Genomic DNA, 11,869 nt, shown 5'->3' with positions numbered 1-11,869 from the left:
GGAGGGTAAATGATGAGACCGGTAGTAGTAAAAGAAAAAAGAGTAAATGAGTCACACATACATGCAGTAGAAGATGAGGTTAGACAAGCGAAAACGATGGATCGTGATATCGTGAAACATGCGATGAAACAATCCTTTGCGAAATTGAATCCGAAAGTTATGATAAAAAATCCGATTATGTTCGTTGTGGAGATTGGATTTATCATTACGTTCATTTTATCGTTTCTTCCAAGTCGTTCTAGTAGTGTACCAGGATGGTTTAATATAACAGTTTCCCTCATTCTATTATTTACAGTTTTATTTGCTAACTTTGCAGAAGCATTAGCGGAAGGACGGGGGAAAGCGCAAGCTGATTCTTTAAAACAATCGAAGAAAGATGTGTTTGCAAATGTTGTAAAAGAAAATGGAGACATCGTCCAAGTTTCAGCAACTGATCTAAGAAAAGGTGACGTTGTTATTGTAAAACAAGGAGAAATGATTCCAAGTGATGGAGAAGTAATAAAAGGGTTAGCATCTGTTGATGAATCTGCGATTACAGGGGAATCAGCTCCTGTAATAAAAGAAGCAGGCGGTGATTTTTGTTCCGTGACAGGCGGTACAATGGTTGTAAGTGATGAAATTACGATTGTCATTACGAGTAATCCTGGTGAATCATTTATTGATAAAATGATTTCGTTAGTAGAAGGAGCTGCTCGTCAAAAAACGCCGAATGAAATTGCTTTAAATACAGTATTAACGAGTTTAACGCTTATTTTCTTAATCGTTGTTGTGACGCTGCCGATTTTCACAAATTATTTAGGATTTCAAATTGATACAGCTGTACTTGTAGCGTTGTTAGTTTGTTTAATTCCAACGACAATTGGTGGATTATTATCGGCCATTGGTATTGCCGGGATGGACCGCGTGACAAAGTTTAATGTGTTAGCGATGTCGGGTAAAGCAGTAGAAGCTGCAGGTGATATTAATACAATTATTTTAGATAAAACGGGTACGATTACTTTCGGGAACAGAATGGCTCATACATTATTACCTGTAGGAAATGAAACGATTGAGCAAGTTGGAAAGTGGGCTGCTGTTAGCTCAGTTTTAGATGAAACACCAGAAGGTCGATCTGTTATTGAGTATGTGCAAGCGAAATCTATATCATATAATAGAGAACTTGCAGAACAAGGTGAGTTTGTTCCATTTAAAGCAGAAACGAGAATGAGTGGTGTTGATTTACAGGATGGAACGAAAGTGAGAAAAGGTGCTGTCGGTAGCGTGATTGAATGGGTTCAGTCACAAGGTGGAACAATTCCGAAAGATGTAAATCAAAAAGCAGATTTCATTTCAAAAGAGGGCGGAACACCACTTGTAGTTGCAGTGAATAATCGTATTTACGGTTTAATCTATTTAAAAGATACAGTAAAACCTGGTATGCGTGAACGTTTTGAACAGTTGCGTCAAATGGGGATTAAAACGGTTATGTGTACAGGGGATAACCCATTAACAGCAGCAACCATTGCAAAAGAAGCAGGAGTAGATGAGTTTGTTGCTGAGTGCAAACCAGAAGATAAAATTGCAGTTATTAAAGCAGAGCAAGATAAAGGAAAACTCGTAGCGATGACAGGTGATGGTACAAATGATGCACCGGCATTAGCACAGGCTGATGTTGGATTGGCGATGAATAGTGGTACAACAGCTGCGAAAGAAGCAGCCAATATGATTGATTTAGATTCGAATCCAACGAAGATTATTGAGGTAGTGGGAATCGGTAAGCAATTGTTAATGACACGCGGTGCGTTAACGACGTTTAGTATTGCAAATGATATCGCAAAATATTTTGCAATCATTCCAGCGATGTTTACACTTGCTATTCCGCAAATGGAAGCATTGAACATTATGAAACTAACATCACCACTGTCAGCAATTTTATCAGCATTAATATTTAATGCAGTTATTATTCCATTACTCATTCCGTTAGCGATGAAAGGTATCGCATATAAACCGATGAGTTCGAATGCACTACTTGGCCGAAACCTACTTATTTATGGGCTGGGCGGAGTGATTGTACCGTTCATTGGAATTAAAGTAATTGATATAATTGTCGGCTTGTTCATATAAGGAAGAGGGGAAAAAGATGGCGAAGAAACAAAGTATACTATCACCAATCATCCGGATTACTTTTACATTTTTAGTGTTGTGCGGACTTGTATATCCGCTTATTATTACTGGTATTGCACAAGCAGTCATGAAGGATAATGCGGATGGAAGTCTAATATATAATGATAAAAATGAAGTGATTGGTTCTAAATTAATCGGTCAAAATTTCACAGATCCACGTTATTTTCATGGGCGTGTCTCTAGTATTGAATATAAAGCAGAAGCGTCTGGTTCAAATAACTATGCACCGTCTAATCCAGATTTAGAGAAACGAGTAGAGAAAAGTATTGAAGAGTGGAAGAAACAAAATCCGAGCGTTCCAGTTACAGAAGTACCAATCGATTTAGTGACAAATTCAGGTTCAGGGCTTGATCCTGACATTAGTCCGAAGGCAGCTTCCGTGCAGGTAGAGCGCATCTCTAAAATAACGAATATTCCGAAAGAAACGCTAAATCAATTGATTAAGGATCAAACGGAAGGTGCGGCACTTGGTTTATTTGGAGAGACCCGCGTAAACGTCTTAAAGTTAAATTTAGAATTACAGAAACTACTGAAATAGTAACAGTGCTACCTCAATCTAACGGATTGAGGTAGCGTTGTTTCGAAAGAAAGGTTGTGAGTGTTTTGTATGCGGATGACTATAAACCAACTTTTCAAAGGCGAACGCCAGAAGAGTATTTAGAATATATTCGTCAGCAAAACCGCGGGAAGTTAAAGCTATATGTAGGAGCAGCTCCAGGAGTAGGGAAAAGTTATAAAATGCTCTTTGATGCTAGAGAGATGAAAAAGGACGGTATGGATATTGTAATTGGTTTAATTGAAACGCATGGGAGAAAAGAGACGGAAGACGCAATTGCTGATTTAGAAAAGGTTCCTTTAAAAGAAATAGAGTATAAAGGGAAAGTGTTTTATGAACTTGATGTGGAAGGAATTATAAAGCGTGCACCGCAAGTCGTTGTTGTGGATGAACTTGCACATAGTAATATTCCCAGCTCTAAAAACAAGAAGCGTTATATGGATGTACAAGAATTGTTAGAGGCTGGTATATCCGTATTGTCAGCGTTTAATATTCAACATTTAGAAAGTGTTCATGATATTGTAGCTCAAATTACGAATGTAAAAGTAAGAGAACGAATTCCAGATTTTATTTTACAAAAAGCAAATGAAATTCAGCTTGTCGATGCAACGCCGGAAGTACTTCGGAAGAGGTTAATAGACGGAAAGATATATAAAGAAGAAAAAATTCAGCAAAGCTTACAAAATTTCTTTACGCTTAATAATTTAGGAGCACTCAGGGAATTATCGCTTCGTGAAGTCGCTGACGATATGGACGAGAAAATTAGTCAAACAGTGATAGAACCAATTGGCGTGAAAGAAAAAATTCTCGTTTGTGTACAGTACAGTTCAACAGCAGAGAAATTAATAAGACGGGGCTGGCGCATGGCTGATCGGTTAAACGCTGAATTGTATGTATTAAATGTTGAAAGAGAAAATATAGATTCTCTTTCAGCTGGAAAAAAGCAGACGATTGAAGAGTGGAAGGCGCTCACGAATCAATTTGATGCAAGTTTTGTATTAGAAGAAGCAAAAGGAAGAAAGCCAGCGGATGTTATTATTGAAGTTGCAAAAAGATTACAAGTAACGCAAATTTTACTTGGGCAATCAGCGAGAACGCGATGGGAAGAAATTCGAAAAGGTTCGATTGTGAATGAAATTATGAGACAGACGAAGCATATTGATATTCATATTGTTGCGGATCAACGAGTTTAAAATAGAGACCATCTGTAGGTCTCTATTTTGCTTTGTGTGTGGCAGGGAATCGTAGCATTTTCATCGCATATAAGATTATGAGTAGAAACATAATTGCACCTATGAAGAAAATCCAAAAGTAATTTTGATTAAATAAAAGAAATCCACCTATAAGTGGCCCTGTGCCCATACCAAGATAGCGGATGAAGTTGTACATACCGATAGCAGTTGCGCGTTCTTGTATGAATTCTTCCGTTAATAAAGTAGTGTGAGTTGGCATAGAAAGTCCCATACTAAAACCGTACAATGATGTAACGATAATGATAAATGGGATATTGATGCTATATGTGAAAGAGAATAAAGTGACACATATAATATTGAAGAAACTAGTAATGAATAAAGTTTGCTTTGTTGTGAGGCGCTTTTGCAAAAACTTGTAGCAATAACTTCCTAACATAATAGAAAGGGACATCGGTACAAACATAAGACCAATTTCACTTGCAGTTAAGTGAAATAAATTTGTTAAAATGCTCGGTAAAAAAACGAGGAAGCAAAAGTAAATACAAAATTGAATAAAGCCAATAAGAGTAATAGAAAATCCAGTTTTATTTTTTAAGATAAACCAGTAATTCTTTTTTGATTGCGGTTGCTTACTTACAGTTGGTTTTGTTTCTGGAAGTAGTGAAATGTTTATCATTAATAAGAGAATGCCAAGTATAGATAAAAAGAGAAATACGGATACATGGCCGTTTATACTGCCGAGATAACCACCAATGAGGGGGCCAATCGCAGGTGCAAGAGCAAGTAACATTTGATAAAGGCTCATTGCTTCTCCTCGTTCTTTTCCTTCAAACAAATCACCAATAATCGTTGCTGAAACTACAGGTATAGCCGCTATTCCTATAGCTTGAACAGCTCTAAAAAAGAGAAATAAATAAATGTTTGCCGAAAAAGCACATCCGATTGAACCAATTGTACTAATGACTAAACTAGGGATAAGGACAGATTTTCTCCCTTTTGTATCAATTAAAGGTCCATATACGAGCTGCATAATTGCAAGAATGAATGTGAAAAGTGAAACTGTGACATTTACAAGATAAGGAGAAGTATGAAAAGAACCTTGAATCATGGGCAAGATAGGTGTGTAAATATTTTGAGCGAAGGAACCGAGTAAGGCACTAATACAGACAACATATAAAATGAAATGTAGTTTGGATTTTTTCATTGTGTTAACCTCCTTCTTTTTAGTTTCCTCGGAAACTAAATTTATTTTAACATGTTTTTCTAACTTGTAAATATGAAAAAAATTTTTTAAAATAGTATATAGTTAAATCGTTTCTTTGGAAACTTAGGGGGCGAATAGATTGGATTATACAACGAAACAAATGGAAATACTTTCGGACATTCGTACACTTTTGCATAAAAGAGAAGAACATTTGAAAGGACAAAATGAGAAGTTTCTTCGTGAGACAGGTGTAAGTGGTATGTCTTTATCTGAGTTACATGTAATCGAGTGTATCGGGAAGAATGGTCTGATGAATGTAACGGCAATTACGATAGAAATGGGAATGACGAAGGGCGCAATCTCTAAAGTTTGTACAAAGTTGTTCCAAAAGAAATTCGTTGAGAAGATGCAAATGTTAGACAATCAAAAAGAAATTTTCTTCCGTTTAACGGAAAGCGGAAATGAAATATATAAAGCTCATGATAAATTGCATAAACAAGCTGAAGAAAAGTGGCTGTTACTCTTAGATAGATATACGAAAGAAGAACAAGATTTTATTCAAAGGTTTATAAAGGATGTCTCCAATCATTTGGAAATATAATTGGAAGAAAAAAATCCGTTTTCTCAAGTCTTTTAAATATAATTTCTGAAAGAACTCATATATAATAGAAACAGATACTTAACATGGTGAATAATTAAAGGGTCAATATATATAGAGGAGAGAGTAACATGCTTGAAAATACAGGGTTAGTATTAGAAGGCGGCGGTATGCGTGGTGTATATACGGGTGGGATATTAGAATACTTTATGGAACAAGATTTATATTTTCCATATGTAATCGGTGTATCAGCTGGTGCTTGTCATGCAGCGTCGTATCTTTCCAGACAAAGAAATAGAAATAAAACAGTAAATATTGATTATGCATCACATCCGAAATATTTATCGTATAAAAACTTATGGAGAAAACGTCAGCTATTTGATATGGATTTTATTTTTCATGAAATTCCAGAAAAGCATGTGCCGTTTGATTTTGAAACATACTTTAATAGCCCCGAGCGTTTCCTTGTAGGAACGACGGATTGTGAAACAGGGCAGTCTGTTTATTTTGAAAAAGAAGGAACGAATGACGATGCACTAAATTTATTACAAGCTTCTAGTTCATTACCTTTCATTGCACCAGTAGTAAATTATCGTGGTAAGCAATTATTAGATGGCGGGATTTCAGATCCAATTCCAGTTCGTAAAGCACAGGAAGATGGATTTAAAAAATCAGTCGTAATTTTAACAAGAAATCACGGTTACGCAAAGAAAAAATCAAGATTTGGGTGGATTGCTGCGAAGGCTTATAAAAAATATCCGAATCTTGTTAACACGATGCTAAATCGCTATGAAGTGTATAATGAAACACTTCACTACATTGAAAAAGAAGAACAAGCGGGTAATTTATTTGTTATTCGTCCAGAAGTACCGCTTCAAGTAGATCGTATGGAAAAAGATACAGCAAAACTACAAAATCTATATGAGCAAGGCTATGAAGATGCAAAGAGACAGTTTGCAGATTTAAAAGCGTTCTTGCAAAAATAAGTATTAGGCTGTGGAGAAGAAATTCTCTGCAGCCTTTTTATTATTGGTTTCAATGCTGAATGTTGGTTATACACGTTTTTAGATTATGGTATAATATGGATAAAAGTATGTGGAGAGGTGATACATATGGAAAATGTATATAAAGGGCTTAGACATACTGGATTTATTATGATGCTTATTTTTGGTGGGGTATTTTTACTGCGCTGGTTCATTCATGATGAAATGCTACTGGATCAGCTTATTGGATTTAGTGTAGGAATGGTAATGGTTGTTTCGTCAGTTTTCATTCAAAAGTATAGTAAAGAATTACAGGTAGAAGAGAAGTATTAAATGGTTATAAGCTCCTTCATATTTTGGAGGGACCGTTATAGTTTGAATGATTGTTATAAAAGAAAAGTAGAGCATCGGATTTCGATGCTCTACTTTTTTAATGTGGTAAGAAAATTAATTGATAAGCGAACAAGATTCCAAATACATACACAAGCGGGTGAACAGCACGGAACTTACCTTTTGCCACTTTCATAAGTGGGTATGAAATAAATCCAAGTGCGATACCTGTTGCGATACTTGATGTAAGTGGCATGCTTAAGATTACTAAGAATGCTGGGAATGCTTCATCAAATGCGTCCCAATCGATGTGGCGAACTGAACCCATCATAAGACTACCAACGATAATTAATGATGGTGCAGTAATAGCTGATACACCAGAAACGGCACTTACTAATGGTCCGAAGAATGCTGCTAGTGCGAATAAAACAGCTACTGTAACAGTTGTTAAACCAGTACGACCACCAGCTGCAACACCAGCAGATGATTCAATGTAAGCTGTTGATGGTGTTGTTCCGAACATAGAACCGATTGTTGCTGAGAATGAGTCAGATAGAAGAGCTCGTCCAGCTTTTGGAAGCTTTCCATCTTTCATAAATCCACCTTGTTGAGCAACGCCAAGTAATGTACCTGTTGTATCGAATAATGTAACAAGGAAGAATGAGAATACAACGCCGTATAATCCGTAGTTAATTACATCAGATACAGCAGTAATTGGATTTGAAACGATAATGCCTTCTGGTAAGCCAGGCATTGATGTAACACCGTTTGAGAATGATAATTGTCCCGTGAAGAAAGCGATAATACCAGTTAATAGCATACCGATAAATAGTGCGCCATTTACATTTAAAGACATAAGGACAATTGTAATTCCAAGTCCAGCTAATGCGAGTAGTACTGGAGCAGAGTGAAGATCACCCAGTCCAACTAAATTTGCTTCATTTTTTGTAACGATACCTGTTAAACGTAAACCGATAAAGGCGATGAAAAGGCCGATACCAGCAGTAATTGCATGTTTTAAGTTTTCAGGAATTGCTTCCATTAATTTTGTACGGAAAGATGTGAATGATAACAAAATTAAAATCATACCTGCTACGAATACAGCAGAGAATGCAATTGCGAAAGTCATGCCTTCATGAGCTTTTACAACAGAGTAAGAGAAGTAAGCATTTAATCCCATACCTGGTGCAATTGCGATTGGTAAGTTTGTAAAGATCGCCATAAATAATGTTCCGACAACAGCAGCGATAATTGTTGCTGTAAATGCTTGTTCAAATGGAACACCTGCATCCCCAAGGATAACTGGGTTTACGACAATGATATATGCCATTGTTAAGAAGGTAATAATACCTGCCATAATTTCAGTTTTAATAGAAGTTTTATGTTTTGAAAGGTTAAACATATAAACATCCTTTCTGTTTACGAATAATTTTCACAACAGTTATATATAATATTCGTTTTTTATCTATTTTGCAATAGTTTTGCATAAAAAGTTTACAACAATTCATATTTTGTGTCTTAAATTCGAATATTAATCGTAACTTGATGTGTGAATTTCAGTTTTTATTATGCACATTATAAGGAAAAGGAGTTGAAAGAAGCTATGCCACAGCAAAAAAACTTTATAACAATGCCAGCGCAACATCAAAATAAACAACCTGGTATTGAATCATTAATGAATCCTCTACCACAGTTTGAAGATCCAAATTATAAAGGTAGCGAAAAGTTAAAAGGAAAGAATGTATTAATTACAGGGGGAGATAGTGGAATTGGACGAGCTGTTTCTATCGCTTTTGCGAAAGAGGGAGCAAATATTGCGATTGCGTATTTAGATGAAGATGGAGATGCAAATGAGACGAAGCAACGTGTAGAACAAGAAGGTGTAAAGTGTGTGTTGTTACCAGGTGATTTAAGTGATGAACAGCATTGTAAAGATATTGTAGAAGAGACCGTCAAGCAGCTAGGGAGTTTACATGTTTTAGTAAATAATGTCGCGCAGCAATATCCGCAGCAAGGATTAGAGTATATTACAGCAGAACAGCTAGAAAAGACTTTTCGTATTAATATTTTTTCTTATTTTCACGTTGCGAAGGCTGCACTTTCTCATTTAAAGCAAGGAGATGTCATTATAAATACAGCGTCTATCGTTGCATACGAAGGAAATGAAACGTTAATTGATTATTCCGCAACGAAAGGGGCAATTGTTGCTTTCACAAGATCACTTTCTCAGTCATTAGTGCAAAAAGGGATTCGTGTAAATGGTGTTGCGCCAGGACCAATTTGGACACCACTTATTCCATCGAGCTTTGATGAGAAAAAAGTATCACAGTTTGGAAGCAATGTTCCGATGCAAAGACCTGGCCAACCATATGAATTAGCACCAGCATACGTATATTTAGCGTCTGATGATTCATCCTATGTTACCGGGCAAATGATACACGTAAATGGGGGCGTTATTGTAAATGGATAGTTTTCATTTATAAGAGCAAAGTAAAGTTAATTCCACTTATTATAGTGGCGCTAGGGGAGGGATATAGATGAAAAAATTATGTTTTGTCATACTATTATTTTTCATCCTACCGGTTAGTGCCTTTGCTAATACAGATCATCTAATATTAGTGAACCTTACGACAAACCAATTATCTTTTTTTGAAAATGGAAATTATACAAAAACATTCCCCGTAACAACTGGAAGAGATCGTACTCCTACACCTGAAGGTAATTTTTGTATTATAACTAAATTTAAAAATAAAGAATATCATCGAAAAAAAATAGCTGGTGGTGCACCGAACAATCCTCTTGGTACGAGATGGCTTGGACTAGATAAAAATGAATATGCGATTCATGGGACAAATCGGGAATGGACAATTGGAAGTAGGGAATCAAATGGCTGTATTCGTATGCATGACAGGGATATACAGTGGTTATATGACCGAGTTCAATTACAGACGAAAGTAATCATTTCTCGGTTTCATACGAGCCCGGAATATGAAGCGAATAAGCTTGGTTATCGTGTTGTGAGCTGGAATGGTCGTAAAGTAGAAGAAGAGCAAATTGGTATGCTTACGTTAGTAGATCGCGTGGATATATATTGGCAAGAACCGAATGGACAGCTAACGAAAGTGAAAATGGTATTGCCAAACGAAAGGTATGCAGTGTACTCAAAACGAAAAGATGGAATATATTATATAGGAAACAATTTGTATATAGTGGATGAAACAGGAGAAAAAATTCGTTATGAGCAAATCCCTTCTTCAGCTTTAAGTAATATATATAAACGGAAATATAATGTTCCGTAATAGGCTACCGTATGATAGACGGTAGCTTATTTCTACTTCGAGTTTAACTGCAACTATTGTATTTTGCTGAATATAATACAGTACAGATAGGGGGCGGTTACATTATGAAAAGTGAATTTGCGTTTAAAGTTTTCTTAGTAACGACCTGTTTATTTATTGTGTATTTATATGCGTTTCTCGTTTTTTCTTTTTATGTTCCATATGTTGATTTAATATTGTTCTTCGGATTTATTTGGGCGTTTGTTAAGGCGAGAGAAGGGGAGAAGAGTATATATCGGCGCATTACCTTATGCGGGACGGCCGTTCTCGTTATTTTATACTTTTTTATTATGCATGATTTTTGGAGGGGGATGTAAAAAAGCATACGATTAATCGTATGCTTTTTATGTTTAATATTTTGGCTTAAATGTATGACAACAAGTCTCTACACTTGTTGCTACAGAACTTTCTAGCGTCTCGTTCGTTAAAACTGCACTTGTATATGATTCATTTTCAGTTTGACCCGTTTCATCCGCATCTGGCTGAACGATAATCGCACTTGCTTGACAAAAGTTACCTTGTCCCCAAAATGAACAATTGGAAACAGAGCATCTTACTTCTGGCATAAAACCCCCTCCTTATACATTAGTTTGGAATTTTACGTCCATTTCATGTGTAGAAGGAGTTTCCTTTTCTCGTTATTTTTTCGTTTGTTCAAACCATTCTTTGAACCTTTCTTTTGACTGTTCTCCGCTAATACGGCTTACTTCTTTACCATCTTTAAAATGAATAATTGTCGGTGTTCCTTGGATATTGTATTTATCCCAAGGCTCGTTTAAATTTTCAATATCAATTACTTTCATATCAACATTTAAATCTTTCGCTAAAGGTACGACAATAGGAGAGATCTTTTGGCAATGAACGCAAGAGGTTTGATAGAAGTAAATCGTTTGTTCTTTTTTATCTTCTATATTTTTATTGAGATCCTCAAGAGAAATTTTATTTGAGTAGTAATCTTTTTCATTTGTCGATGCGTTTTTCTTTTCCATTTGTGCTACAGCAAACATTGCCGCAAATAAAACGATAATAATACCGCCAAATATAAGTATTTTTTTCATTCTTTCATCTCCTTATTTGTTTTTAATGACAATAAAGCTACAAACAGCGATTGTAATAAAGCCGATAAGTGCTAAAAACGGGATTGTCACAAAGCCGAACCAGTTTATGTATTCTCCCGTACATGGTACACGGCCGCAAGCTGCCCCGGCAGCCGAAAATGCTGCGATCTTTTGAATTGCATAGTGATATAAAGAAATACAAGCACCGATACTTGCGATTGGTAAAGAATAATTTGCGATGCGATAGTCTTTTTTTACTACAGCGATACCGAGCCATAAAACGAATGGATACATGAAAATACGTTGATACCAACAAAGGACACAAGGCTCAAATTTCATGATTTCGGAAAAGTATAGACTTCCTAGTGTAGCAATAAAAGAAGCTCCCCACGCGGTAAATAAAGCATATTCTTGCTTTTTTTCTCGTCCCATATTTTATACCTCTC

At 36.0% G+C, this 11,869-nt stretch carries 14 protein-coding genes; 9 read left to right on the top strand and 5 right to left on the bottom strand.

What is annotated here, in order from left to right:
- Positions 1 to 12: 12 nt before the first annotated feature.
- From kdpB to kdpDN, 3 genes are read left to right on the top strand one after another with little or no spacing between them, the layout of a single operon-like run.
- On the top strand, positions 13 to 2,103 hold the full coding sequence (kdpB, locus tag MR079_RS12765) for a potassium-transporting ATPase subunit KdpB (protein WP_242294082.1): 2,091 nt from the start codon (positions 13 to 15) through the stop codon (positions 2,101 to 2,103).
- Between the two features lie 16 nt (positions 2,104 to 2,119).
- Positions 2,120 to 2,701, top strand: coding sequence for a K(+)-transporting ATPase subunit C (gene kdpC / locus MR079_RS12760; RefSeq protein WP_139869004.1), 582 nt, complete (start codon positions 2,120 to 2,122; stop codon positions 2,699 to 2,701).
- Positions 2,702 to 2,757: 56 nt separating this feature from the next.
- On the top strand, positions 2,758 to 3,912 hold the full coding sequence (gene kdpDN, locus MR079_RS12755) for a KdpD-like non-kinase potassium sensor (RefSeq protein ID WP_139869003.1): 1,155 nt from the start codon (positions 2,758 to 2,760) through the stop codon (positions 3,910 to 3,912).
- A 22-nt stretch (positions 3,913 to 3,934) separates the two neighbouring features.
- Here the strand turns inward: kdpDN and MR079_RS12750 are convergent, their stop codons facing one another.
- Entirely contained in the window at positions 3,935 to 5,116 is a 1,182-nt protein-coding gene (locus MR079_RS12750) for an MFS transporter (protein ID WP_139869002.1), read from the bottom strand.
- A gap of 139 nt (positions 5,117 to 5,255) precedes the next feature.
- Here MR079_RS12750 and MR079_RS12745 point away from each other — a divergent pair, with 139 nt between their 5' ends.
- The 3 genes from MR079_RS12745 to MR079_RS12735 all read left to right on the top strand — a co-directional run bounded on the left by MR079_RS12745 (position 5,256) and on the right by MR079_RS12735 (position 7,030).
- Entirely contained in the window at positions 5,256 to 5,717 is a 462-nt protein-coding gene (locus MR079_RS12745) for a MarR family transcriptional regulator (protein ID WP_139869001.1), read from the top strand.
- Positions 5,718 to 5,845: 128 nt separating this feature from the next.
- A complete protein-coding gene (locus tag MR079_RS12740) occupies positions 5,846 to 6,700 on the top strand; it encodes a patatin-like phospholipase family protein (RefSeq protein ID WP_000892678.1) in 855 nt (284 codons plus the stop codon).
- A gap of 126 nt (positions 6,701 to 6,826) precedes the next feature.
- On the top strand, positions 6,827 to 7,030 hold the full coding sequence (locus MR079_RS12735) for a hypothetical protein (RefSeq protein WP_000432811.1): 204 nt from the start codon (positions 6,827 to 6,829) through the stop codon (positions 7,028 to 7,030).
- A gap of 97 nt (positions 7,031 to 7,127) precedes the next feature.
- On the opposite strand, the gene MR079_RS12730 is transcribed toward MR079_RS12735, so the two are convergent.
- Complete coding sequence (locus MR079_RS12730; protein ID WP_000482726.1) at positions 7,128 to 8,429, bottom strand: NCS2 family permease; 1,302 nt, start codon at positions 8,427 to 8,429, stop codon at positions 7,128 to 7,130.
- A 201-nt stretch (positions 8,430 to 8,630) separates the two neighbouring features.
- Here MR079_RS12730 and MR079_RS12725 point away from each other — a divergent pair, with 201 nt between their 5' ends.
- The 3 genes from MR079_RS12725 to MR079_RS12715 all read left to right on the top strand — a co-directional run bounded on the left by MR079_RS12725 (position 8,631) and on the right by MR079_RS12715 (position 10,682).
- Positions 8,631 to 9,497: an SDR family oxidoreductase gene (locus tag MR079_RS12725; RefSeq protein WP_242294081.1), complete on the top strand. Its 867-nt coding sequence runs from the start codon at positions 8,631 to 8,633 to the stop codon at positions 9,495 to 9,497.
- A 67-nt stretch (positions 9,498 to 9,564) separates the two neighbouring features.
- Complete coding sequence (locus tag MR079_RS12720; protein ID WP_000732021.1) at positions 9,565 to 10,326, top strand: L,D-transpeptidase; 762 nt, start codon at positions 9,565 to 9,567, stop codon at positions 10,324 to 10,326.
- Between the two features lie 104 nt (positions 10,327 to 10,430).
- The gene (locus MR079_RS12715; RefSeq protein WP_000834195.1) at positions 10,431 to 10,682 is read left to right on the top strand and encodes a hypothetical protein; all 252 of its coding nucleotides are present in this window, start codon (positions 10,431 to 10,433) and stop codon (positions 10,680 to 10,682) included.
- Positions 10,683 to 10,715: 33 nt separating this feature from the next.
- On the opposite strand, the gene MR079_RS12710 is transcribed toward MR079_RS12715, so the two are convergent.
- From MR079_RS12710 to MR079_RS12700, 3 genes are all read right to left on the bottom strand, one after another.
- A complete protein-coding gene (locus MR079_RS12710; protein WP_001115486.1) occupies positions 10,716 to 10,931 on the bottom strand; it encodes a DUF1540 domain-containing protein in 216 nt (71 codons plus the stop codon).
- Between the two features lie 72 nt (positions 10,932 to 11,003).
- Entirely contained in the window at positions 11,004 to 11,423 is a 420-nt protein-coding gene (locus tag MR079_RS12705; RefSeq protein ID WP_242294080.1) for a thioredoxin family protein, read from the bottom strand.
- Positions 11,424 to 11,435: 12 nt separating this feature from the next.
- The gene (locus MR079_RS12700) at positions 11,436 to 11,855 is read right to left on the bottom strand and encodes a disulfide formation protein C (RefSeq protein ID WP_000532254.1); all 420 of its coding nucleotides are present in this window, start codon (positions 11,853 to 11,855) and stop codon (positions 11,436 to 11,438) included.
- Positions 11,856 to 11,869: the final 14 nt, after the last annotated feature.

The organism is Bacillus cereus group sp. BfR-BA-01381 (genome assembly GCF_022663555.1).
GTDB classification, from domain to species: domain Bacteria; phylum Bacillota; class Bacilli; order Bacillales; family Bacillaceae_G; genus Bacillus_A; species Bacillus_A pacificus.
The sequence above is the reverse complement of the archived record's forward strand: the minus strand, read 5'-3'. Positions and strand labels throughout refer to the sequence as shown.